Source organism: Avrilella dinanensis, from assembly GCF_002807015.1.
GTDB lineage: Bacteria > Bacteroidota > Bacteroidia > Flavobacteriales > Flavobacteriaceae > Flavobacterium > Flavobacterium dinanensis.
In genome coordinates this window covers 2005856-2030499 of record NZ_NIPO01000001.1, presented here as the reverse complement: position 1 = coordinate 2030499, position 24644 = coordinate 2005856, and the positions used below count along the sequence as shown (strand labels likewise).

The 24644-nt window shown below is 38.7% G+C and carries 18 protein-coding genes and 2 pseudogenes; 12 read left to right on the top strand and 8 right to left on the bottom strand.

Annotation, left to right across the window (positions count from 1 at the left end):
• Positions 1 to 19: 19 nt before the first annotated feature.
• From CDL10_RS09815 to tsaD, 3 genes are read right to left on the bottom strand one after another with little or no spacing between them, the layout of a single operon-like run.
• Positions 20 to 1201 (bottom strand): class I SAM-dependent methyltransferase, encoded by a 1182-nt coding sequence (locus CDL10_RS09815; RefSeq protein ID WP_100678362.1) that lies wholly within the window; start codon positions 1199 to 1201, stop codon positions 20 to 22.
• Positions 1191 to 1910, bottom strand: coding sequence for a 16S rRNA (uracil(1498)-N(3))-methyltransferase (locus tag CDL10_RS09810; RefSeq protein ID WP_100678361.1), 720 nt, complete (start codon positions 1908 to 1910; stop codon positions 1191 to 1193). The genes CDL10_RS09815 and CDL10_RS09810 overlap by 11 nt, the downstream gene beginning before the upstream one ends.
• Before the next feature lie 2 nt (positions 1911 to 1912).
• Positions 1913 to 2929 (bottom strand): tRNA (adenosine(37)-N6)-threonylcarbamoyltransferase complex transferase subunit TsaD, encoded by a 1017-nt coding sequence (gene tsaD, locus CDL10_RS09805; protein ID WP_100678360.1) that lies wholly within the window; start codon positions 2927 to 2929, stop codon positions 1913 to 1915.
• A gap of 167 nt (positions 2930 to 3096) precedes the next feature.
• On the opposite strand from tsaD, the gene CDL10_RS09800 reads away from it, so the two are divergent.
• The 8 genes and pseudogenes from CDL10_RS09800 to CDL10_RS11645 all read left to right on the top strand — a co-directional run.
• On the top strand, positions 3097 to 7563 hold the full coding sequence (locus tag CDL10_RS09800; RefSeq protein WP_100678359.1) for a translocation/assembly module TamB domain-containing protein: 4467 nt from the start codon (positions 3097 to 3099) through the stop codon (positions 7561 to 7563).
• A 3-nt stretch (positions 7564 to 7566) separates the two neighbouring features.
• Positions 7567 to 8556: a 6-phosphofructokinase gene (gene pfkA, locus CDL10_RS09795; RefSeq protein WP_100678358.1), complete on the top strand. Its 990-nt coding sequence runs from the start codon at positions 7567 to 7569 to the stop codon at positions 8554 to 8556.
• Between the two features lie 9 nt (positions 8557 to 8565).
• Positions 8566 to 9573, top strand: coding sequence for a type I glyceraldehyde-3-phosphate dehydrogenase (gene gap / locus CDL10_RS09790; protein ID WP_100678356.1), 1008 nt, complete (start codon positions 8566 to 8568; stop codon positions 9571 to 9573).
• Positions 9573 to 10424 carry an N-acetylglucosamine kinase gene (locus CDL10_RS09785; protein ID WP_100678355.1) on the top strand — a complete coding sequence of 284 codons (852 nt, stop codon included), beginning with the start codon at positions 9573 to 9575 and terminating at the stop codon, positions 10422 to 10424. The genes gap and CDL10_RS09785 overlap by 1 nt, the downstream gene beginning before the upstream one ends.
• Positions 10409 to 10759 (top strand): translation initiation factor, encoded by a 351-nt coding sequence (locus tag CDL10_RS09780; protein WP_100678354.1) that lies wholly within the window; start codon positions 10409 to 10411, stop codon positions 10757 to 10759. Before CDL10_RS09785 ends, CDL10_RS09780 begins: the two co-directional genes overlap by 16 nt.
• Positions 10760 to 10762: 3 nt before the next feature.
• Entirely contained in the window at positions 10763 to 11608 is an 846-nt protein-coding gene (locus CDL10_RS09775) for a substrate-binding domain-containing protein (protein WP_100678353.1), read from the top strand.
• A 6-nt stretch (positions 11609 to 11614) separates the two neighbouring features.
• Positions 11615 to 12550 carry a transglutaminase domain-containing protein gene (locus CDL10_RS09770; protein ID WP_100678352.1) on the top strand — a complete coding sequence of 312 codons (936 nt, stop codon included), beginning with the start codon at positions 11615 to 11617 and terminating at the stop codon, positions 12548 to 12550.
• 153 nt (positions 12551 to 12703) lie between these two features.
• Positions 12704 to 12976: pseudogene (locus tag CDL10_RS11645) on the top strand (IS1/IS1595 family N-terminal zinc-binding domain-containing protein); the annotation flags it as partial.
• On the opposite strand, the gene CDL10_RS09765 reads toward CDL10_RS11645, so the two are convergent.
• Positions 12916 to 14850, bottom strand: coding sequence for a choice-of-anchor L domain-containing protein (locus tag CDL10_RS09765; protein ID WP_455423241.1), 1935 nt, complete (start codon positions 14848 to 14850; stop codon positions 12916 to 12918). The pseudogene CDL10_RS11645 and the gene CDL10_RS09765 overlap by 61 nt on opposite strands.
• Before the next feature lie 431 nt (positions 14851 to 15281).
• On the opposite strand from CDL10_RS09765, the gene CDL10_RS09760 reads away from it, so the two are divergent.
• Together CDL10_RS09760 and CDL10_RS09755 are read left to right on the top strand one after the other, a co-directional pair.
• Positions 15282 to 16181: a NifU family protein gene (locus CDL10_RS09760; RefSeq protein ID WP_100678350.1), complete on the top strand. Its 900-nt coding sequence runs from the start codon at positions 15282 to 15284 to the stop codon at positions 16179 to 16181.
• Positions 16182 to 16279: 98 nt separating this feature from the next.
• Positions 16280 to 16954 (top strand): hypothetical protein, encoded by a 675-nt coding sequence (locus tag CDL10_RS09755; protein WP_100678349.1) that lies wholly within the window; start codon positions 16280 to 16282, stop codon positions 16952 to 16954.
• A 114-nt stretch (positions 16955 to 17068) separates the two neighbouring features.
• On the opposite strand, the pseudogene CDL10_RS11615 reads toward CDL10_RS09755, so the two are convergent.
• The 3 genes and pseudogenes from CDL10_RS11615 to hisS form a co-directional block, all read right to left on the bottom strand.
• Positions 17069 to 17448: pseudogene (locus CDL10_RS11615) on the bottom strand (GxxExxY protein).
• A 98-nt stretch (positions 17449 to 17546) separates the two neighbouring features.
• Positions 17547 to 20345 carry an excinuclease ABC subunit UvrA gene (gene uvrA / locus CDL10_RS09745; RefSeq protein ID WP_100678348.1) on the bottom strand — a complete coding sequence of 933 codons (2799 nt, stop codon included), beginning with the start codon at positions 20343 to 20345 and terminating at the stop codon, positions 17547 to 17549.
• A gap of 25 nt (positions 20346 to 20370) precedes the next feature.
• Positions 20371 to 21744 (bottom strand): histidine--tRNA ligase, encoded by a 1374-nt coding sequence (gene hisS / locus CDL10_RS09740; RefSeq protein ID WP_100678347.1) that lies wholly within the window; start codon positions 21742 to 21744, stop codon positions 20371 to 20373.
• Between the two features lie 105 nt (positions 21745 to 21849).
• Between hisS and CDL10_RS09735 the strand changes: the two genes are divergently transcribed.
• Complete coding sequence (locus CDL10_RS09735) at positions 21850 to 23085, top strand: ABC transporter permease (protein WP_100678346.1); 1236 nt, start codon at positions 21850 to 21852, stop codon at positions 23083 to 23085.
• Positions 23078 to 23770: a pseudouridine synthase gene (locus tag CDL10_RS09730; RefSeq protein ID WP_100678345.1), complete on the top strand. Its 693-nt coding sequence runs from the start codon at positions 23078 to 23080 to the stop codon at positions 23768 to 23770. Before CDL10_RS09735 ends, CDL10_RS09730 begins: the two co-directional genes overlap by 8 nt.
• 210 nt (positions 23771 to 23980) lie before the next feature.
• Here CDL10_RS09730 and CDL10_RS11640 read toward each other — a convergent pair whose 3' ends face one another.
• Complete coding sequence (locus CDL10_RS11640; protein ID WP_100678344.1) at positions 23981 to 24481, bottom strand: FKBP-type peptidyl-prolyl cis-trans isomerase; 501 nt, start codon at positions 24479 to 24481, stop codon at positions 23981 to 23983.
• Positions 24482 to 24644 lie beyond the last annotated feature (163 nt).

Below are 24644 nucleotides of genomic sequence, written 5' to 3'. Positions count from 1 at the left end.
TGGTTGAATAATTTTTAAATCAGCTGAATTTCTCGCAAGCGATTATCAGTTTTTTTGCCCCGTTTTCTGCACTGGTAAAGAATAGATATTGTTCGCCACCGTCTTTAATTTTAAATTTTTTCCTGATTTCTTCAGGTTTCATCGGGAAGTTACGACAGCTAATATTTGCTTTTTTATTTGCCCAGAATTGCACCGCTTTTTTAGAAAAAGGCTCACAACTAATGATTTTGAATTGCCTTCCCCAAAAATCCTGTGGTTCATCACTGGTGTATAAATGCGTGTGCCGATCCAATTTTTCTACCTTAAATTTATTGCTGATAAAATTAAAGCAACCGCTTTTCAACAGTCCGGAAATTGGTTCATACAAAAAACTTTTCGGCAAGCTGTATGTGACATTTTCGTCGTCACTAACAGGAATTTGCATTGTTTTTTTATTTCCGGAAATATCATAATCTGTCACAAACAGCTCTGGTTCACTTTTATGGTTTTTGTTGAGATACCAAAGCAGTTCCCGCACTTCATTGTTGAGTGAAACAATGTCTATTTTTTCAACAAACTGTAATTCTTTTATACCTTGTGAAATATCCAGCAGTGGGGCGGTTTTGATTAAAATCCGGTCAGAGAATGTGAAATATTCGTCCATTAGATTGGTTACATCAGGTGTGCAATCAGCAAGACGGAAAACCTTTTTTTGTTGATTATCTCTGCGTGCGGGGTCAATGTATATCCAATCAAACTGTTTGTTTAGATTCTGTAAAATTTCCAAACCATCACCTTGGAAAACGTCAATGTTTTTTGCTCCTAAACACACGCTGTTATGCCGGACGATTTCAGATAATTCCGGATTAATTTCGACATGTACAACCTGCTCAAATTGCTTGGAAAAGTAGAAAGCATCTATGCCAAAGCCTCCGGTAAGGTCAATTAACTTTTCCCCGGTAATGGACTGACTTTTATGCTTTGCCAAAATTTCGGAAGAACTTTGTTCAATAGAAATTTTTGTCGGATATAAAATCATAGGTGCAGCAAACCATGTGGGAAGTTTTTCTCTGCATTTTTGTTTGGATTGAATCTGTTGTAAAATCAATCGCCAATCCACATCAGGAAAAGGATTTTGATGTAAAGCCAGTTGAGCTACATCTTCACTAAGATGTTGATTAATAAAACGCTGTACTTCTTCGCTTAAAATATTATCGCTCATAACTTTCGTTTTTTAAAGCGATAGTATGTACGGCGACCAAAGCCGCGGTTTCGGTTCGCAAACGGTTATGTCCGAGTGAAACAGGCTGGAAGTTTCCGGACTTTGCTAAAGTGATTTCTTTATCTGAAAAATCGCCTTCAGGACCAATCAATATCAGGTTTTTTGAATGTTCGGTAACCAAATCAAATAAGTGTTTTTTGTTTTTATCTTCTTCACAATGAGCAATATATAAATTAGTTCTTTCGAAATTTTGCTGCATAAATGCTTTGTAAGAAACCGGCTCGTTAATTTTCGGCAGATAATATTGTAGAGATTGTTTCATGGCAGCAGCAGCAATTTTATGTATTCGTTCCGTTTTCAATACTTTACGTTCCGAGTTGTCGCAGATAATAGGTGTGATTTCATGTACACCGATTTCCACTGCTTTTTCAACAAACCATTCCAATCGGTCATTCATTTTTGTCGGAGCGATGGCAATATGTGTCTGGAAAGAAGAAGGTTCAAAAAATGTTTTTTTAATAATTTTTACCTCGCAATTCCGGATATCATCAAGAATAACTTCGGCTTCAAATAAAAATCCTAACCCATTGGTAATATGTAATATATCTCCATTTTTTTTACGTAAAACTTTAATAATATGTGTACTTTCATTTTTGTCGAAACGGAAATGATTTTGGTCAGTGAGTTCAGCGTTATAAAATAATTGCATAATTAAACAGATAATCGGGCTTTTGACAAAGGTTGATGTGTGTCAAAAGATTGATGAATATATTTGAAATACCCCACAATACCAATCATCGCGGCATTATCGGTGGTATATTCGAGTTTAGGAATAAATACTTTCCAGTTTTTTTGTTTTTCTTGTTGTAGTAAAGCGTTTCGTATTCCCGAATTTGCCGACACGCCGCCGCCGATAGCGACTTGTTTGATACCGGTTTCTCTGACAGCTTTTTCAATCTTATCTATCAAAATATCAATAATTATTTTTTGTACCGATGCAGAAATATTATGGATATTTTCGTTTACAAATTCAGGATTTTTCTGCAGCTCTTTTTGTATAAAATACATGATTTGTGTTTTCAATCCGCTGAAACTGAAATTCAATCCATCAACTTTTGGTTTAGTAAACGGATAAATAGGTTCGCCTTGTTGGGCATATTTGTCAATCAACGGACCGCCGGGATAGGCAAGTCCGAGCAATTTTGCGGTTTTGTCAAAAGCCTCGCCGACAGCATCATCGGTGGTTTCGCCCAAAACAGTCATATTATCATAATTATCAACCCGGACAATTTGTGTGTGTCCGCCGCTGATGGTTAATGCCAAAAACGGGAATTCAGGTTTTTCATTTCCGGCATCATCAATAAAATGAGCCAGAATGTGAGCCTGCATGTGATTAACCGGAATCAAAGGTACGTGCAAAGCCATCGCCAAGGACTTGGCAAATGCACCGCCAACAAGCAAACTACCCATCAGTCCGGGACCTTGCGTGTAGGCAATAGCATCAATATCATTAATGGAAATATTAGCTTTTTTTAGTGCGATATCAACCACCGGAACAATGTTTTGCTGATGAGCCCGCGATGCCAGTTCAGGAACAACTCCGCCATATAAACCATGTATTTCCTGCCCGGCAATTACGTTAGACAACACCGTGTCATTGCACAAAACGGCAGCACCTGTGTCGTCACAAGAACTCTCAATCGCCAGCAGATAATGTTTTTTTGTCATAAAATAAGGAGTTGATAATATTGTAAATAAGTCTTAAATCCTATGGGAAAATCAATGAAAAAATGTATTTTTGTTTCTTTTATATTCAGGATAAAAACTAACGCAAATTTAAACATAATCGGCTTATCAAAAAATTATATAAAACACTAATTTATATCTTTCTGCTATTGTTAATTCTGATAGTAGGATTGGCTATTGCTTTGTCGTTACCTTCGGTGCAAACTTCACTGGCTCGTTTTGCGACCGGTAAAATCAATGAGAAATTTGATATAAAAACCAATATCAGTACGGTGTCTATCGACCTGAGCGGGACGGTTAAGCTTGGCGATGTCTGGGTTAAAGATGACCAGGATAGCATATTGATGAAAGTCGATAATTTGCAAACCAACATTCTGGACGTGAGGTCGTTAGTTGGTGGACAACTCTTTTTTGGAAATACGAAGGTAAACAATCTTGATTTTCATATTACGACTTATCAAAACGATACCATCAGTAACCTGGATAAATTTATTGCAGTTTTTGATGACGGTTCGGAGGGCGAAGGAAATTTCCTGATGAAAATTGACAATATTAAAGTCAGTAACGGAAATTTCAGTATAAAGGATTATAACAAACCGAATCCAGAATCGGTTGATTTTACGGGGATTAATGGGGAAGTAGAAGGTTTGCGTATCAAAGGCTCAAACATTGAGGCGAAAGTAAGAGGATTGGATTTGGTCGGTTTCGGCGGATTGTCGCTCGAAAATTCTTCCACCGATTTTGCGATGGATAATACCTATATGAAATTTAATAATCTGCTACTTAATACAGATGGAACCACGCTGAAAGGGCAAGTAAATATGACCTATGAAGAGGGTGGACTGAAAAATTTTACTGAGGAAGTGAACCTGTTGCTAGATATTAAACCCAGTAAATTATCGTCCAATGATATCAGATATTTTTACGATGGTGTGGGTGCAGACCAAACATTGTATTTACAGACGATTGCTAAAGGAACGCTTAACGATTTCGTTCTTGCCAACACGATTTTAAGCGACCAGGCAGGCTCTCAGATTATCGGACAATTTAAGTTTGAAAGTCTTCTGCAAGGCAACGATAAGTTGAAAATTACGACAAGTTTAGACAGGTTGTATATCAATCGGGAGCGGGCAACAGCTTTGCTTCCGGAGGTTCTCGGAGAAGCACTTCCTGCTGAATTCAGCAAGGTGGGCTGGCTGGATTTGTCCGGAAACCTGACTTATTCCAACTTTGACATCAGTGCCGATATTAAGGCTTTGTCGCAAATCGGCTATGCAGAAACGAACATTGAACTGACAAAAATTAACCAAAAAGACCAGGCTACTTATCGCGGGAATATTATTCTTGATGACTTTGATTTAGGTCAGATTTCCGGGCAAAAGCAATTCGGAAAAACAACCATAGATTTATTTGTGGACGGAAAAAGTTTTGATACCGATAAACTGCAAACAATATTGACCGGACAGATTTTTGCCCTGACCTTCAATGGTTATACTTATAGAAACATTCTGGTTGATGGAAATTTAAAACTACCTAAATATCAGGGTTTTGTGAGTAGTAAAGATCCAAATGCCCAATTAGATTTTGATGGAGAAATAGATTTTACGTCCAAACCTAATGAATATAATTTCGTGGCAAATATAGAAAGTCTTAACCTCAAGGCTTTAGGATTCGTTAAAGACAGTATCAGTAATTTCAAAGGACAGTTGCAGGTCAATGCCAAAGGAACCAATATTGATGATTTTGAAGGAACAGCTTTATTGGAAAATGCTGTTTACACAAATACACATGACACCTACGAATTTGCTAATTTTGAGGCAGATGCACGATTCCTGGAAGATGAAACACGGTTGATTTCTTTTAAATCTGAGGATATTGCAGAAGGTTATATCAACGGACGGTTTAAGGTCAATCAGTTGGCGAGCATTGTAGAAAATGCTTTGGGAAGTTTATATACCAATTATTCCCCGGTCGAACTGGAAGAAAACCAATATGTAGATTTTAATTTTGTTATCAATGATAAAATTGTAAACCTTTTTGCCCCGCAGGTAGAAATCAGTGAAGAAACACAAATCGAAGGAAAAATCAATGCTGATGAAGGAGATTTTAAGCTCAATTTTACCACGCCTTTTGTGAATGTTTCCGGCAACAGATTGGCAAATATCGATTTGCAGGTTGATAACCAAAACCCGCTTTACAATACCTATATTGCGATTGACTCCATCAGTCTTAAAAGCTATAATATTACTGATTTTAACTTTATTAATGTAACGCAAAACGATACCTTATTTGCCCGTACAGAATTTGTCGGGGGCAACGAAAAAGAAGATTTTTACAACCTCAATTTATACTATACCATTGATGAAGAAAACCGCTCAATCGTTGGTTTCAATAAGTCTGAAGTGAATTTCAAACAATTTATGTGGTATATCAACGAAGAGGAAAATGAAGAAAACAAAGTGGTCTTCAACAAAGAAATTAATGATTTTGAAGTCCATAATCTGACGCTTTCACATGAAGGGCAAAAGGTAGTGCTTGACGGAGGTCTGAAAGGCGATGATTACAAAGACTTCCTGCTTACATTCGATGAGGTTGATTTGAACAAAATTACACCTGCCTTGGAAGGTTTGTCTTTCAAAGGATTGATTAACGGAGAAGCAAAGCTGCATCAGGATAAAGAAGTTTTTGACCCGAGTACAGACATACATATTACCAATTTAGCAATAAACGATGTAGATTTGGGCGAATTTAATCTAGCTGTTCAGGGTAGTGAAACGTTGGAAGATTTTGATATTCAATCTACTATTACTAACGATCGTAAAAAGGTGTTTTACATAGACGGAAAACTAAAACTCTTAAATGAAAACAGCCGATTAAATGCCGAAGTCGGGTTGGACGAATTTGACATGAAAGTTCTCGCTCCGTTTTTACAATCCATTTTTTCAGATTTGAGAGGTAATGCCAGTGGAGTGCTGCAGGTCGGAGGTAGTCATAAAAATCCGAAAGTGGACGGAACGCTTTATTTGAACGATGCCGGTATGCGACCGGTTTTTACCGGAGTAGATTATGGTTTTGAACCCCAAACAGAACTGCATATCACAGAAAAAAGTTTTACGCTTAACCAGCAAAAGCTGATTGACACCAAAAATAAAACGGAAGGAATCATCAACGGAAGCATATCTCATCATAATTTTCAGAACTGGGCATTGGATTTATCCATAAATTCCGATAATCTGATGGTTTTAGATTTAGAACCCCAGGAAGAAGTTCCTTATTACGGAACGGCATTTATTGATGGAACAGCAACACTCAAAGGTCCGGCAGAAACTATGAATATCGCTGTGCAGGCAAGGTCAAAACCGGGTACGAAAATCAAAATTCCATTAGATGAAACCGGTGGTGTAGGTGATAATAATTTTATTCATTTTCTTACCGAAGAAGAAAAAAAACTGCGTGAGCAAGGTATTTTCGAGTCAGTAGAAAACGTACAAAACGGTGGTATTCAGCTTGATTTTGATTTGGTCATCACACCCGATGCTGAAGTAGAAGTGATTATCGACCAGGCAACCGGACACGGAATGAAAGGCAAAGGTTCCGGTTATATTAAAATGGCGATTAATACACTCGGAAGGTTCAATATGTGGGGAAATTATACCATACAGGAAGGAGAATATAACTATAAGTTTAATGTAATTATTGACAAAAAGTTAAATGTAAAAAGAGGCGGAACTATTGTGTGGGACGGTGATCCGATGAATGCTGTACTCAATTTGGAAGCAGTTTATCACACACAGGCGAATCCGGGCGTGATAGTAGAAAGTTCTATGATTAACAGAAAGATTGATACCGATGTTACGTTGGTTTTAACAGGAAATTTGACCAGTCCGAATTTTGATTTTCTGATAGATTTCCCGAACGTGAGTTCCACCATAAAATCAGAAATTGAATATACATTGGCTGATAATGATTTACGCAACGCACAAGCGATGGCATTACTGGCAACAGGTAATTTTATTGATGCTGAAAATGCGGGAACAGCTGCATACGGAAGTTTTTTCGAACGTGCCGGAAATATGGTTGGCGATATGTTTTCCGATGAAGATAGTAAAGTTAAGGTTGGGTTTAATTATACACAGAGAGAGAGAAATCCATATTCAGAATCAGACAGTGAATCGGCAAGGGTAGGAGTAAATGTATCTACCAATTTGAGTGATAGAGTGGTGTTTAATGGTAAATTAGGGGTTCCGGTCGGTGGTGAAGACAATGCCATTGTGGGCGATGTGGAAATACAGTTTTTACTGAATGAAGACGGCTCGCTCCGGGCACAGGTTTTCAACCGGGAAAACAATATTACTTATCTCGGAGAAGGGATCGGTTATACCCAAGGAGTTGGTTTGGCTTACGAGGTAGATTTTAACACATTCAGAGAATTGTGGCAAAAAATATTCCTTAAATCTGAAGAAAGAGCAAGAAGAGAACGCGAGCGTTTGGAAGAGGAGGAAAAGAAAAAACAAGAGCAATTGCCAGTGCAAAACGATACAGTAGAACAGACAAAATATTCAGAAAATCGTTTTGAAGAACAGAATCAAAACACGCTTTATCAGACAGAAAATTAGGCTATGAAGAACCAAACTATTACCAAAATTGCGGTGCTTACTTCCGGAGGCGATTCCCCCGGAATGAATGCGGCTATCAGAGCAGTTGTACGGGCTTGTGCCTTTTATGAGGTAGCTTGTTTCGGGGTTTACCGAGGTTTTCAAGGACTGATAGAAGGTGATTTCAAAGAACTCGGACCGAGAGATGTGAAATACACTATCAGTAAAGGCGGAACCATGTTGAAAACCGCCCGGTCTAAAGATTTTATGTCGGAAGAAGGACGAAAAAAAGCTTTTGAGCAAATTCAAAAACAAGGCATTCAGGCACTGATTGTAATTGGTGGCGACGGTAGCTTTACCGGAGCCTATCGGTTTTCTCGTGAGTTTAACTTTCCTGTAATCGGTGTTCCGGGAACCATTGACAACGATATTTACGGAACGTCACACACCATTGGTTTTGACACCGCATTAAACACAGTGATTGAAGTCGTGGATAAAATCCGGGATACGGCTACTTCGCACAAACGAATGTTTTTTGTAGAAGTAATGGGCAGAGATGCCGGACATATCGCATTGAACGCCGGTATCGGAGCAGGAGCAGAAGAAATTCTTATTCCGGAAGAAGACATTGGATTGCCTAAATTACTGGAAAAACTGAAACGAAGTAAAGCATCAGGAAAATCATCATGTATTGTATTGGTATCAGAAGGTGATAAAATTGGAAAAAACGTATTTGAATTAAGCGAATATGTACAGGAAAATTTACCTGAATATGATGTACGGGTTTCCGTCCTCGGACATTTGCAAAGAGGCGGTTCTCCTACTTGTTTTGACAGAGTTCTGGCAAGCCGTTTAGGCGTAAAAGCGGTAGAATTACTATTACAAAACAAAGAAGGAGTAATGGTTGGATTACAAAATCAGCAAGTGGTAACCGTTCCGCTCGAAAAAGCCATCAAAGGCTCATCAGCTATTGATGAAGAATTAATCAGAATTTCAGATATACTATCAATTTAATTAATCAATATGAAAAAGATAAAAATAGGAATAAATGGTTTCGGACGCATAGGCAGACTGGCATTCAGAGAAACGATAGAGAGAAATGATATAGAAGTTGTTGCTGTCAATGATTTAATGGATATTGAGCAATTGGCTTATTTATTGCGATACGATTCTGTTCACGGTAAATGGAACCACGAAGTAAATATTTTAGGCAATAAATTGATTATCAATGGAAAAACAATTCGGGTAACCGCAGAAAAAGACCCGTCAAAGCTGAGATGGAACGAAGTGGGAGTAGATGCCGTAGTGGATTGTACAGGTATATTCAAATCCAGGGAAACTGTTCAGGCTCACATTGATGCCGGAGGAAAAAAAGTAGTGATTTCTTCTCCGACGAGTGATATCCCAATGTACGTAATGGGGGTTAATCACGAGCAAATGTCGGCTGACGAAAACATGATTTCCAACGCATCTTGTACGACCAATTGTCTGGCACCGATGGTAAAAGTTCTGAATGATACTTATGGAATCAAAGAAGGTTTGATGACAACTGTTCACGCAGTTACAGCTTCGCAAGCAGTTGTTGACGGTGCGTCAAAAAAAGATTACAGAGGCGGAAGAGCATCGATGCAAAATATCATTCCAGCATCTACAGGAGCTGCGAAAGCCGTAGGGAAAGTAATTCCGGAACTGGAAGGCAAATTGACAGGTATGGCGTTTCGTGTGCCGGTACTGAATGTTTCCGCAGTAGATTTGACCGTAAAATTAGAAAAACCAACTACTTACGAGCATATTATGCAAACCTTTAAAACAGCTTCAGAAAATGAACTGAAAGGCATTATGGGCTTTACTGACGAAGCTGTTGTGTCTCAGGATTTTGTATCTGATACCCGAGTTTCTATCATTGATGCCGAGGCAGGAATTGCACTGAACGACACATTTTTCAAAATAGTAGGGTGGTATGATAACGAATATGGCTATGCCGCCAAATTATTAGATTTAACAGTTTATTTCTGTAATAAAATAGGCTGATGAAAGTAGTTGTGGACAGCGGTTCGACCAAAGCCGATTGGATAATCATGAAGTCTGAAACAGATTGCGAACTCACGAGCACATTAGGATTGAATCCCGAAGTACTCAGTCATGAGGATTTACTAAAAAGAATGAGGCAATCTGCTCAAATCGAAGCCATAAAAAATCAGGTGGAGGAATTGTATTTTTACGGTTCTGGCTGTGGCACACCACGCTCTGTCGATTATATGAAAACTGCTTTGGCTGCGGTTTTCCCGAATTTGAAAAAAATAGATGTCCGGGAAGATACTTATGCCGCAGTTTACGCCACCACGCAAGGTAATCCGGCAATTGTGTGCATCAATGGTACAGGGTCGAATTGTTCCTATTTTGATGGAGAAAAATTAATTCAGAAAGTCAATTCGCTGGGCTATATCGCTATGGACGATTGCAGCGGAAGTGATTTTGGCAAACAGCTGATTCGTTCTTATTATTTCAGGAAAATGCCTGAAGATTTACGGATTATTTTCGAAAATCAATATGATTTAGATGCAGACACGCTCAAAAATCATTTTTATAAAAAAGAAAATCCGAATGCTTTTCTGGCAGGATTTCTACCTTTTCTGATAGAAAATCAATCGCATGATTTTATGCGTCGGATTATTGAAAATACCGTCGATTTTTTCATGGAAAATTATATTTTACAATTTGAAGAAAGTCGCCGTGTTCCGGTACATTTTGTGGGGTCGGTGGCATATTTGTTGCAAGATTTTTTTAAATCATCATTGAATAAATATAATTTGCAGGCAGGAAAATTTGTACAAAAACCCATAGACGGATTAAAAGAATATCATTTATGGCAAAGAAATTAAACAGTTTGGAAGATTTGGGAGGATTCGTTTATTCTACCAACGACGATTTTGATTTAAACAACGAACCCGAAACAGAAGAAACACTTTCGCCCGAAGAACAACGGCTGGAAGCACATCTCGATAAGAAAAACCGGGGTGGGAAAGTAGTAACAATCATCAAAGGATTTGTTGGAAACAGTGACGATTTGAAAACGTTGTCCAAAGATTTAAAAACGTTGTGCGGAGTTGGAGGCTCAGTCAAAGACGGTGAAATTATCATTCAGGGTAATTTTCGGGATAAGATTATGAATTATATGAAAAACAAAGGTTATCAAGTAAAAAGAGTAGGAGGTTAAACGATGAAAAAAGTAAAGATTATTGGCGTTCCTGAGCATTTTAATTACCCTTGGAAAATGTGTATTGAATCGGGCGATTTTGCTCAGGCAGGCATTGACCTGGAATGGACAGATATTCCCGAAGGAACAGGGAAAATGTGCCAAATGCTCAGAGATAAAGAAACTGACCTGGCAATTATATTAACCGAAGGAATTTTGAAAGATATTTCGCTGGGCAACCCGACTTTGCTGGTGCAGGAATATGTTAGTTCGCCTTTGCAATGGGGAATTTTCGTTGCTCATCATTCGCCTTACCAAACTGTGGACGATTTACGCGGAAAAAAAGCGGCAATCAGCCGTTATGGCTCGGGTTCTCACTTGATGGCTTTGGTCAATGCCGGTCAGCAAGGCTGGTCGGAAGACGAAGTAGATTTTGAAGTAATTCACACACTGGAAGGAGCTATTGAAGCTTTACAAAATGATGTAGCAGATTATTTCATGTGGGACAGATTTATGACTCAACCCATTGTGGATAAAGGAATATTCCGCAGAGTAGGCGTATGTCCGACACCATGGCAGAGTTTTGTTTTGGTGGGACACCGTGATTTTGTGCAGAGCAACAAACCGCTTATTGAAAGTTTGTTGGAAATTATCAATACAACAACCGCTGAATTCAGGATTATTCCGAGTATTGACAGAACAATCAGTGAGGTTTTCGGACAAAAACCGGAAAATGTGCAAGAATGGCTGAGCGTTACCCGATGGTCTCAACAACAGATGAGCGAAAAGGTTTTTCAACAAACAGTTTCCGATTTGCAGAAGTATAAAATTATTGAACAACCGCTGAAATACGAAGATGTAATCGCATAATTCCGAATGGAAAAACAAGCCGGTACAAAAAAAAATCTGAACCCTGTTTCCCGATTTAGTATTCCTAAACCTTGGGACAACATTGTTATTTTTGTGCTGAACATGCTGATATTGGTTCCGGTTTTTATTATTCTTCATCAAAATCTGATAGACCCCGAATGGCCTTTTCATTTGGACAGGATTTTGCTGTTTCTGGCTATTATCGTTATCATGCAAATTTTGCTGATGTCACTGAAAAAATATGTTTTATTTGCCTTAATCTGTTATTTGATTTTTCTGATATGGGGAACACTTTTTCAGGGCTATGGTTTCAACGCTGTTTATGAAGATTATCGTTCGATGATATATGGAATGAGCGAAAACCCAAATCCGCAGGATATTATCATTTCCAAATTATTACCTTTTCCGAATAAATCCAAAGTGCTTAGAGCGATAGAATATGACAAGCCCGAAGTACGTAATTTTGCCTTAAAAGCGACGACCAAACATTTCAGGGACGTGAAAGGTTTCCGGGAACACCGGCAGCTGATTCAGTGTTTTGCTGTTTTCAAGGAAATACAAAGTAAATGGAATTATGTGAATGACCCGAAAAGTCGGGAATATATCGCCACAGCTTCCGAATCGTTACAGCATTTTTCAGGCGATTGCGATGACCACGCCATATTGATGGCGGCGGGAATCAGAGCGGTGGGAGGCACACCAAGGTTGATTCACACCAAAGCACACATGTATCCGGAAATGCTGATTGGCAGCAGGGCAGATTTAGAAATGGCTATATACTTAATCAAAGAAGTACTTTTTGTCGAAGAAAGCAAAGGAAAAGAAATTCATTATCATATTGACGAACGCGGAAATGTCTGGTTGAATCTGGATTATACAGCCAAATATCCGGGTGGACCTTTTATGTCCGAAGAAATTCTCGGTGCATTGACGTTGAATTAAGAGCCTGTTTAAAATTTAGGCATAATACTGAAAAATAGTTGGTAAAAACCTTTGTAAGTCTTATGAATAAAGGGCTGGGTAAAAGTTTTATGAAACGTGTTTCATAAAACTTTTTCTTTGTCTTAAAAATGGCAAAAAAAGCGATGTTGGTCTTGTAAAAGTTTAGATGTAATTGGCTGGGGAAAGCAGAATAATAAACAACGGTTTAAGTGTAAAAATTGTGGTTTATTGTTTACTAATAATCGACCTGAACAGAAAATCAAAAATCGTTTTATTTGGTTCAAAAAATGGGTACTTGAAAGACAAACCTACAAAACACTTTCCAGAGATAGTGGTTATTCCAAAGACACGCTTCAGAGGACTTTTTATGCCCTTTTAGAACAATCTCCNGGTCTTACTATCAACTCTTGCTCGGTTACTGTATAACAGCCTGTTTGTGTGTTTATCACACGTGCGTATATCGTACCACTTGGTCCTGTATAAACCGTCGGTAAGGCTACACTTGAATCGCCTAACTCCGCCGCTGCTTCGGTTAAGTAATATTCTACCTCTATATACGGCTCGTTCATCGTAATATTACCAATGTTCAGACTTAAATCAAACTCCCCTGATCCGCCTGTACCTATTACCTCACAACCATACAATGGCTGTTGTAATGGGTTGATGACAGGGTTGGCATGCACCCGGAGGGTGAAGCTCGTTATCTGATAATAATCAGGATTGGTATCATCTTGCACTCTTACCCAGATAACATCTTCATGTGTACCATCATAAGCACTAATATCTGCTTCCGGAATTGCATTTACTGCATCTTCCGCGTCTTCTTCCGAAGTATAATAAGTTACTGTATAACCTAAATTACCATTATATACTAAATTGGTATAATGAGAAAAATCAAATACTCCGGTATCTCCTTCTCCACAAATAATCAAATCTGGTAGTGGATTGAGTTCAAAATCACAGTTTTTAAATGAGATTTCAAAGTGTGTCAATTTATAACAAGGGTTTTCTGTACTTTGCAATCTTACCCATATCGTAACAGGCTGGGTAGTACTGTTAGCCAGTTCGTATTGGTAAGGATCCGCTATGGCATTTTCCTGATTTTCTGCATCTTCTTCAGACAAGTAATAAGTCGTATCTACATTAGGGTTATTATTTACCCCTTCCATGGCATACACCAGATTAAAGAAAGTAACATCTCCTGCTGACCTACATTCCCTTAAATTAGCCGGCGGGAAATTTTCTACTATCGAATTGTAAATCTCAATAGTTACCGGTTCTGGGTTTTCGTTACAACCAACACCTATAGGTACGATATCTACCGAATAAGTACCGGACTCGGTCACTTCTAACGAAGGACCATTTTCTCCAGGAATAGGCAACCCATCTCTGAACCAGTGAAAAACATAATCATCAGCACTTAGTTGTGTATCTAACACATAAGGCTCATCACTACAAAGAGCTGACTCATCAACAATTAATTTATCCCCACCAAGATCTGGTGCACCGATATCGAAACTTCCACCTTCAATAAAAATGGCAGAGTCAAAAGATTGGTCTCCTCTATCCGCTATTACCAATTTAATATGATAAATCACATTCGCCTCAACTTCAGAAGACGCCGTCATTTTAACTGTTTGTCCCTGAAAGTTAATAGCAGCCTGAGCCTGGGTAGTTGCATTTTCCGCATTATAGACTCCAAAATACTCTTCATTCATAGACGGAGGATTTCCATCGCCACATACTCCATTAAAACCGCCATTCCATTGTCCGTCTCTAATGGTTGTTACTGAAATAGGATCGTCTGTCCCTGGTACAAGAGCTAAATTAGTAGTAATACCCGTTTCTGTATTCGTTAAAAAGAAAGCAAACGCATCTGAAAAATTACATTGATGGGTTCCATACTCTTCAGACGCAAACAAGAAGTTAAAACTCATCTCTGGAGAATTTGCCCTAAAATCAAATTCTATTATGGTGGCATTATGATAATTCGATGGCGGAGCAATTCCATTCATATAGTTTTGTAATTCATCATCCCCAACCCACCCAGGTGCACCTCCATGCTGAGTACCATTAGCTCCTTGTTTAGGTCCTGGAGCACTATTTACATCTCCAGTAGAAAGGACAATCCCACTTTCCATAGGAAAAAGTGGATTCGTATTTTCAAAATAAGCTATACCATTAGGTCCACCGAAATTGACACCAGTACTCCAAGTTATATTATCCACAAAAGCACAAGGTGAATCAATCAACACATCTTCCACTAATTCTTCTACCGTATATTGTGTTGTAGAAACCATAATTGCCGGATAATCCAAAGTTACTGTGATTGCCAAAGGAGCACTCTCACATGCACTGGTGGTTTGCGTCACATAATAGGTTACTCCGTTTACCGCTTCAGTATCTTCTGCCAATTCAGTGGCCAAACTTGGCTCTGCATACCAAGTCAGATTATTTCCTTCTACTTCAAGGTCGGCAAGTGTATAGGTCACAACCAATGTTTGATTTGCATTGCCCACCGGTGGGTCGCACTGTGCCTGCATCGTTACACTATAACTCAACAATAAAAAAGGTATTACAACTAACCTGAAAAAATGTTTAAATCTCATCATATTTTATACATATTTACAGCCTTTAACAAAGACCATCCAAATGTTAATTTTACGTTTAAATTTCAAATATAAATAATCAAACGATATTTCTTTGTTAATTTTGAAAAAAAATAAAAAAAATGTTTACAGTCACTATAAAACCCACTCAGAATCCGAGTGTTGTAAAGTTCGAATTCCCAGATTTCATCAGCTATGGGACGAATTATGAATTCAAAAACATTGACGAAGCAAAAAATTCGCCTTTAGCACAACGATTATTTTATCTTCCGTTCGTCAAAACGGTGTACATTTCCGGGAATTTTGTCGCTATCGAACGTTTTTCTATCGTTGAATGGTCCGATGTACAGCACGAAGTTAAGACAGAAATCGAGAATTTCATCAAAAACGGCGGAAAAGTTTTGATTGACACAGATGATGCAAACACGAAAAAATCGCCAGTGAGTGTTTATGCCGAATCAACACCGAATCCGGGTGTAATGAAATTTGTTGCGAACAAGTTACTCAGCAAAAATACGCTGGAGTACAAAAACATTGACGAAACTGTTTCGTCAGACATCGCTAAAGCCTTGTTTAATTTTCCTTTTGTTAAAGAAGTATTTATCGACGAAAACTATATTTCTATCACTAAATACGAAAGTTTTGACTGGAATGATATCGTGATGGAAGTCCGCTCTTTTATTAAGGAGTATATAGAAAATGGTGGAAGCATCGTTGATGAATCCAAAATACCGAACGAAATGCAGGAAGAAACTAAGGAAGCTCATTTCGAGTCATTGGACACTACCTCGCAGCAAATCGTTAATATTATTGAAGAATATATCAAACCGGCAGTGGCGGGCGATGGTGGAAATATCGCTTTTCAAGGTTTTAATCCGGAAACGAAACAGGTTAAAGTTATTTTGCAAGGTGCATGCAGCGGTTGTCCTTCTTCTACTTTTACATTGAAAAACGGTATTGAAAATATGCTCCGTCAAATGTTGAATGACAACGGAATTGTGGTAGATGCCATGAACGGATAACGCTACAACAAATTCCTTTTAACAGTTTGATAGTATATAATGGTATATTAATTTTATATATTAGCCCCTCTAAATTTTTAAAGTAAAGAACAATTATTATGAAAAGATTAATTTTAACATTCGCCATACTTGGTTTTATCGCAACAGATGAGGCAACCGCTCAGGTAGTGATGCAAAGAGGTGGCGATATGCTTACTTTTTCCAAAAGAGACGATTCTCCCGAAGTTACTGCCGGCTCACAGTACATCAACGACCGTTTTTTGTCTGCACGCGTGAACGAAGGTACTGATTTATTTAGAATCCGTTTTAATCCGTACCTCGGGATTATGGAATATGACAAAGACGGCGAAATATACCACCTGACTAAAGACGTAAATACTGTTGTTGAATTTGTAGGCTCAAATTCGGTTACTTATAAACTCTATAAATATACCGACAACGATACCGAACATACGGAATATATGAAAGTAGTTTTTGAAGGAGAAAAAATTGCATTCCAAACATTGGAAAAAGTGATTTTGAAACCGGGGAAAACAGCTACAAACAGCTATGAATCGTCTAGCCAACCGGAATACAAAAGAGATAGCGACAAACGTTTTATGACGATAAACGGTAAAACACAGGAATTCTCAACAAGAACCAACCGATTTATCAAAATGTTTGATAAAAGCATTCAGAACAACCTTAAAGATTATATCAAAGACAACCGCATTGATTTAGACAAAGATGCTGATTTGGTTAAATTAGGCAGACATCTGGACGGACTTTTGTAAAAAGTTCTTTTATCTATAAACCACAAAGGTTTTTTTGAACCACAAAGACACAAAGCACACAGAGGGATTTCTTCGTGTGCTTTGTATCTTTGTGGTTATTTTAACGCCTTTTATCTACAAATATCCATTCAAAATTCTCTTTACACCACTGGCTACCCTAACATGGTTGAAATTAATGAGTAATCCAAGTTTCAAATTTGTCAACTTAAGATATTTCAGAAGTTGAGCTGTATGAATATCAGCAAGACTTTCGACGGCTTTTACTTCAATGATAACCTTATTTTCAACTATCAGGTCAATTCTATACCAACATCTAATTTTACATCTTTGTAGATTACAGGTAAAGCGACTTGTGTTTTCACTTCCAATCCCAATTGCCTGAGCTCATATGCCAAACAGGCTTCATAACTACTTTCCAACAAACCGGGACCTAATTGCTTATGGACTTCTATCGCAGCTCCGATTATTTGGCGGGAAATCTCGTTTTCAATCATAGCAAATTTGTTTTTTGAACCACAAAGACACAAAGTACACAGAGAGATTTCTTTGTGTTCTCTGTGCCTTTGTGGTTAGTTAACTTTGCAGTTAATTTTCACTTCAGTTTGTCTTTAAGATATTTCCCGGTTACTGATTTTCTGTTTTTCACAATATCTTCCGGAGTTCCGACAGCAATGATTTCGCCGCCCCGTTTACCACCTTCGGGACCGATATCAATAATATGGTCGGCACATTTGATTAATTCCAGGTTATGTTCTATTACGATAACCGAATGACCGTTTTCAATCAATGCCTCAAACGACATCAACAGCTTTTTGATGTCATGAAAATGTAATCCGGTGGTAGGTTCATCAAAAATAAACAATACTTTTTCCTTATTACTTCCTTTACCCAGAAAAGTAGCCAGTTTCACACGCTGAGCTTCCCCTCCCGACAAGGTTGATGAGCTTTGCCCCAGTTTAATATACCCCAAACCAACGTCCTGTAAAGATTTTATCTTTTGAGAAATTTTAGTTTGCTGATGTTCTTCAAAGAAATTCATGGCTTCATCAATGGTCATATTCAGAATATCATCAATGTTTTTACCTTCGTATTCTATTTCCAGAATTTCTTTTTTGAAGCGTTTGCCCTGACAAACTTCACAAGGCAAATGTACATCTGCCATAAACTGCATTCCGATGGTTACCTCGCCTTCGCCTTTGCAAACATCACAACGACCGCCGTCCACATTAAAAGAAAAATGTTTCGGTTTGTAATTCCGGATTTTGCTCAATTTCTGCGAGGCATACAAATCGCGTATGTCATCGTAAGCCTTGATATAAGTAATCGGATTGGACCGCGAACTCTTACCGATAGGGTTTTGGTCAACGTATTCCACATTCTGAATCACGGATAAATTACCACCAAAAGAAGTCAGCTGTCCTATTTTTTCATTGGAAACACCAGTAAAATGTTTTTGTAATGCCGGGTAAAGTATCTTTTTAACCAACGTACTTTTTCCACTACCCGACACACCGGTAATCACAGTCAAACATTCCAGCGGAAAATCGACATCTACATTTTTAAGATTATTTTCTCTCGCTCCTTTAACAGAAATTTTATGCTTGCTTTTTCGCCGGTTTGTTGGTACTTCTATTTTTAGTTTTTCATTCAGGTACTGAGCGGTCAGAGAATCCGATTTCAGTATTTCACTATACGTTCCCTGAGCTACCAATTCGCCTCCCAGATAACCAGCTTCAGGGCCGATGTCGATGATTTCGTCTGCGGCTTTCATTACATCTTCATCGTGTTCCACAACAATAACGGTGTTACCCAAATCCCGTAAATTCTTCAGCACTTCGATGAGTTTTTCGGAATCTTTCGGGTGCAGACCGATACTTGGTTCGTCCAGAATATACATCGACCCCACCAAACTACTCCCTAACGACGTTGCCAGATTAATCCGTTGTGATTCGCCGCCCGACAAAGTAGCCGACCGTCGGTTGAGCGTAAGATAACTCAATCCAACATCAGCCAGAAATTGTAAGCGATTATTGATTTCCAACAAAAGTCTTTTTGCTACTTTTTGCTCAAAATCGGTGAGTTGAATATTTTTAAAAAACAATGCCAGTTCGTCCAAAGGCAAATCGACCAAATCGGTAATTGCCTGCTGATTTATTTTGACATATTCCGCCTCTTTACGTAATCTTTTTCCGCCACAACTACGGCATTTCGTCTTACCGCGATAACGCGACAACATTACTCTGTTCTGGATTTTATAACTTTTTTCTTCCAGCTCGGCAAAAAAATCATTGAGTCCTGTAAAATATTTATTTCCTTTCCAAATGAGTTGTTTTTGCTCGTCACTCAGTTCAAAATAAGGCTTATGTACAGGAAAATCAAACTTGTGCGAATTATTAACCAACTGGTCTCTGAACCAGCTCATAGATTCGCCTCGCCAGGGAAAAATCGCATTTTCATACACCGACAAAGCGGTATTTGGTACTACCAAATCTTCATCAATACCAATCATATTGCCGTAACCATCACAAACCGGACAAGCTCCGTACGGATTATTAAAGCTGAATAAATGGATATTCGGTTCGGGAAAATCAATACCATCACGGGAAAAATGATTGCTGAAATCATATTGTTTTCCGGTGGTATGATTTTGAATCACACAATTTCCTTTACCTTCATAAAAAGCGATTTGAACCGCATCTGCCAGGCGATTGTAAAAATCCTCATCATGCCGCACCACAATTCGGTCAATCACGATAAATACTGACTCTAGTTTGTCTGTTTTCCAACCTTTTTGTTCCAGATATTCATCGATGCGGTAAGTATTTTCATTTACTTGCATACGAGAAAAACCCTGTTCCAAAAGCAAGGTACACAACTGTTCTATGTTTTTTGCCGACGCATCAGCCAAAGGCGACAACAACAACCAGCGGCTACCTTCGTCCTGTTCTTTGACAAAATCAATCACATCGGTAACGGTATCTTTTCTCACTTCTTCGCCCGACACCGGAGAAAAAGTCCGCCCGATACGTGCGTAAAGCAATTTCAGGTAATCGTATATTTCTGTAGAAGTCCCTACCGTTGAGCGGGCATTGCTCGTATTCACTTTTTGCTCGATAGCCACCGCCGGAGCAATTCCTTTGATGTATTCGACTTTGGGCTTATCAATCCGACCGAGAAACTGCCGGGCATACGCCGACAAACTTTCCACATACCTTCGTTGTCCTTCGGCATACAAAGTATCGAACGCCAAGCTGGATTTTCCCGAACCCGACAATCCGGTAATTACTACCAATTTGTTGCGTGGGATAACCACATCAATATGTTTGAGATTGTGCAGATGCGCCCCTTTGATGATGATGTTTTTTTTGGGGTCAATATGGTCTAAGGTCATAGTGGTATATTAACTTCTAATGTTTTTAATCAACCAATTCGTTCATCAGTTGGTCCGCAGAGACTTCTTTTTGTTCGCCTGACTGCAGATTTTTTAAGGTAAAAAGATTTTTTTCTATTTCAGCCGTTCCTGCCAGTACCACAAAAGGAATTTCTTTTTTGTCGGCATATTGGAACTGCTTGCCCATTTTTGCACTATCCGGATATAAATCCGCACGAACACCCTTGCGACGCAAGGCAGTAATCATCGGCAAAGCATAAGCGGTTTCTTTTTCGCCCAGATTCAGAAAAAGTACATTCGGACTAACGGAAACGGTTTCTGGAAAAACATTAAGTTCTTCCATCACTAAATATATTCGGTCTAAACCAAATGATATACCTACTCCACTAACGTTATTCAACCCGAATATTCCGGTAAGGTCATCGTAACGACCACCACCACCAATAGAACCCATTTTTACACCTTCGGGAGCAGCTACTTCAAAAATACAACCGGTGTAATAGTTGAGTCCGCGTGCCAAAGTGACTTCCAAATCTAAATGTGCAGTTTGCAAACCGATTGTTTCTATATGATTGGAAACGAAAGACAATTCTTCAATACCTTGCATACCTTCCTGCGATTCTTGCAATAATTGTTTCAACACGTCGAGTTTTTCCTGAAAATTACCAGTCAAATCAAAAAGTGGTTGCAACTTGTCAATAGCAGATTCGGCAATTCCTTTTTCCAACATTTCTTTCCGCACACCATCGGCACCGATTTTGTCTAATTTATCCAACGCTACTGTAAAATCAATCAGCTTATCTTTAGCACCAATAACCTCAGCAATTCCCGATAAAACTTTACGGTTATTGATTTTAATGGTAACGCCATTCACGCCCAAATCAGAAAAAACAGCATCGTACAATTGTACCAATTCCACCTCTTGCCACAATGATTTTGAACCGACTACATCGGCATCACATTGCCAGAATTCTCTGAAACGCCCTTTCTGCGGACGGTCGGCACGCCAAACCGGTTGCATCTGGTAACGCTTGAACGGAAAATCAATTTCGTTTTGGTGTTGCACCACATAACGGGCAAACGGCACAGTCAAATCATAACGCAATGCTTTCTCGGACAACGAATTAGAAAACTTTGCATAATTATCTTCTTCCAAAGCCTGCAAGTCAGCTTTTTTGACTTTTTCGCCTGAGTTTAATATCTTAAAAATCAATCGGTCTCCTTCTTCGCCGTATTTACCCAATAAAGTGTCTGCATTTTCAAACGAAGGTGTTTCTATCGGCTGAAAACCAAATCGCTCAAAATGTTTCCGAATCACACTCATCATATACTGTCGTTTCGCTACTTCATTCGGAGAAAAATCTCTGGTACCTTTCGGAATGCTTGGTTTCTTTGCCATTTTTATCTCGGTTATTATTTTTTACAAATATCTTATTTTAATTTTTCAGAATAAAATATTTTTACGGCTATGTAACAATCTGCCCATTTTCTCTACTAAACATATATGTTACGTCTGATTATAGAAAACACAAAGATAGCTCTTTCCGCCATTCGGGGACAATTACTGCGAACGATACTCACAGTATTTATCATCGCGTCGGGGATTTGGGCTTTGGTCGGGATTTTGTCGGCTGTAAGTGCTTTGGAACATTCGTTGATGAGCAATTTTGCCTCAATGGGAGCCAATACCTTCAACATGGACCGATTTGATTATTCCATGGAATGGGACGCCGACAATACCAAAATCAATCCGGTTATCAGCTATCAACAAGCAGTGGCTTATCAGCAACAACTGGATTTACCTTATACCCAAACTTCCATATCTTTTACGGCGGCATCGAGTGTGGAAGTGAAATCAGAAAACCGGAAAACTGACCCGGAGGCAACCGTTTTGGGTGTCGATGATTTTTTCTTTGAAAACAGCGGACTGGAATTAGAAAAAGGTCGGGTTTTTAATAATTTTGATATACAGAATAATTCTTCAACCTGTGTTTTGGGTTCAGATTTTGCCAAAGGACTTTTCAAAGACATCGACCCTATCGGGCAAACGATTTCGGTTCGGGGCAAGAAATTTGAAGTCATCGGACTACTGAAAGAAAAAGGCTCTTTGTTTGGTAACAATCAGGATTTTAGGGTTTTTATTCCCATACAAATTGCCCGCGGGTTATTTTCTCAGGCAAATATCAATTATCAGATAAAAACGCTGGTTAAAAATCCACAGATGCTGAATACAGCTATTGACCAGGCAACACTGACCATGCGTAGAATCAGAGGTTTGAACCCTGCACAAGACAATAATTTTGGTATCAGCCGAAGTGACGACCTCATCAATAGTTTACGAAATCAAACCATGACTTTGACGATTATTGCATGGGTAATCGGGGTTATTACCATTTTTGGTTCGTCTATTGCATTGATGAATATTATGCTGGTTTCGGTTACCGAACGTACCAAAGAAATCGGTATCAGAAAATCTCTCGGAGCGACCAAAAACACTATCCGCTGGCAGTTTTTCACAGAAACTTTAATCATCAGCCAACTGGGTGGTTTACTCGGAATGCTACTCGGGATTTTAACCGGATATATCTTTACGAAATTTGCCGGATTTGAGTTTGTTATTCCGTGGGTAGCTATCATCGCGGCAGTAATCACTTGTTTTGTTGTGGCTATTGTTTCCGGATTATATCCTGCCGTTAAAGCGTCAAAATTAGACCCGGTGGAGGCTTTGCGATATGAATAAGCCTTTAGAAATCCTCTATGAGGACGAATATTTGGTTGCCATCAACAAACCACACGGTTTGCTGGTTCATCAATCTTCTATTGCCCGAAATGCCGACGAATTTGCCGTACAGTTACTTCGCGACCAAATCGGACAACGCGTTTACCCGGCACATCGGTTAGACAGAAAAACATCAGGGGTTTTGTTATTCGCCTTGGACAAAGCAACTAATCAGTCTCTGACACAGCAATTTACCGACAAAACTATTACGAAAAAATATTGGGCTATCGTGCGTGGATTCGCACCCGATGAGCTAACGATTGATTATGCTTTGCGAAAAGACAACGGCGTTCTGCAAGATGCTGTTACCAAAATTAAAACGGTGCAACGTGCTGAAATTGATCTGCCTTTTGGAAAACATTCCACTTCCCGTTACAGCCTTGTTGAAGCCGAACCAATAACAGGCAGAATGCACCAAATTCGTAAGCACATGGCTCATATTCTTTATCCTATTATTGGCGACCGTCCGCATGGGTGTAATAAGCAAAATAAATTATGGCTGGAAAAATTCGGCATGAAAACAATGCTTTTGCACGCTCATTCACTGACATTTACACACCCGAAAAGTTTGGAAGAAATAACACTTTCTGCCCAGCCTTCAGAAATTTTCAAAGAAGTTACCCGGCTTTTGAATATAGAATTATAAAAAAAGAAGACGCCTTTTTGGCGTCTTCTTCGTTCAATAACTTAAAATCATTTAAAAATGAAAAAACTACTACTATTTCGGTACTAAATTAAGGATTATTTTTTCACAACACATATATCTCATTGATTTTTTTCATATTTAAATAGGCTCTAAAAATTTCAGACAAAAAAGCCCGACTTTCATCGGGCATCTATCAGTAATCGTATAAGATTAATGTGTTTCGGTTCCGTCTGCCCCGTGAGCATGTCCGTGAGCCAATTCTTCTTCCGTTGCCGGACGTGTTGATAAAATTTCGATATCGAAGTTCAGTGTTTTTCCTGCCATTGGGTGGTTCAGGTCAGCAACAACTGCAGTATCGGTCACTTCTGCCACCGTTGCACGAAATTGATTTCCGTTATTGTCAGACAAAGGCAAAGCCGCTCCAACTGGCGGAATTCCTGACTCCTGAAACATATCTAAAGGCAATTGTGCCAAAGCATTCGGGTCTTTTTCTCCATACGCATTTTCAGGAGAAAGTACAAAAGATTTTTTTTCTCCTTCGGCTAATCCGTCAATATTTTCTTCGAATTTCGGAATCATCATTCCTGCTCCGTGCAAAAACGTCAATGGATTTTCGTTGGTGGTTTCTTCTACAAATACTTTTTCTCCGTTTTCTTCAACCGTGTGAAGTTTGTAGTTCAACGTAACTACGTGATTTTTTGTTATTGTCATTTTGCTGTCTTTAAATAGGATTTTTATCCTGATTGGCAACAAAGGTAAAGGTTTAAAATTAAATGACTCAAGGATTTAAAGGTTTATGTTTTTTTTTAGAGCCTGTTTAAAATTTATCTAATAATTTGTTTATGCTTCTTTTTGGTCATAACCGCGTTAAATT

Excerpts from the sequence above, each read along its gene's own strand:
- CDL10_RS09810 (WP_100678361.1), bottom strand. The coding sequence starts at position 1,910 with ATGCAATTATTTTATAACGCTGAACTCACTGACCAAAATCATTTCCGT.
- hisS (WP_100678347.1), bottom strand. The coding sequence starts at position 21,744 with ATGGCAAAGAAACCAAGCATTCCGAAAGGTACCAGAGATTTTTCTCCG.
- CDL10_RS11640 (WP_100678344.1), bottom strand. The coding sequence starts at position 24,481 with ATGACAATAACAAAAAATCACGTAGTTACGTTGAACTACAAACTTCAC.
- gap (WP_100678356.1), top strand. The coding sequence starts at position 8,566 with ATGAAAAAGATAAAAATAGGAATAAATGGTTTCGGACGCATAGGCAGA.
- pfkA (WP_100678358.1), top strand. The coding sequence starts at position 7,567 with ATGAAGAACCAAACTATTACCAAAATTGCGGTGCTTACTTCCGGAGGC.
- tsaD (WP_100678360.1), bottom strand. The coding sequence starts at position 2,929 with ATGACAAAAAAACATTATCTGCTGGCGATTGAGAGTTCTTGTGACGAC.
- CDL10_RS09755 (WP_100678349.1), top strand. The coding sequence starts at position 16,280 with ATGAAAAGATTAATTTTAACATTCGCCATACTTGGTTTTATCGCAACA.
- CDL10_RS09735 (WP_100678346.1), top strand. The coding sequence starts at position 21,850 with ATGTTACGTCTGATTATAGAAAACACAAAGATAGCTCTTTCCGCCATT.
- uvrA (WP_100678348.1), bottom strand. The coding sequence starts at position 20,345 with ATGACCTTAGACCATATTGACCCCAAAAAAAACATCATCATCAAAGGG.
- CDL10_RS09785 (WP_100678355.1), top strand. The coding sequence starts at position 9,573 with ATGAAAGTAGTTGTGGACAGCGGTTCGACCAAAGCCGATTGGATAATC.
- CDL10_RS09780 (WP_100678354.1), top strand. The coding sequence starts at position 10,409 with ATGGCAAAGAAATTAAACAGTTTGGAAGATTTGGGAGGATTCGTTTAT.
- CDL10_RS09770 (WP_100678352.1), top strand. The coding sequence starts at position 11,615 with ATGGAAAAACAAGCCGGTACAAAAAAAAATCTGAACCCTGTTTCCCGA.
- CDL10_RS09760 (WP_100678350.1), top strand. The coding sequence starts at position 15,282 with ATGTTTACAGTCACTATAAAACCCACTCAGAATCCGAGTGTTGTAAAG.
- CDL10_RS09815 (WP_100678362.1), bottom strand. The coding sequence starts at position 1,201 with ATGAGCGATAATATTTTAAGCGAAGAAGTACAGCGTTTTATTAATCAA.
- CDL10_RS09730 (WP_100678345.1), top strand. The coding sequence starts at position 23,078 with ATGAATAAGCCTTTAGAAATCCTCTATGAGGACGAATATTTGGTTGCC.
- CDL10_RS09775 (WP_100678353.1), top strand. The coding sequence starts at position 10,763 with ATGAAAAAAGTAAAGATTATTGGCGTTCCTGAGCATTTTAATTACCCT.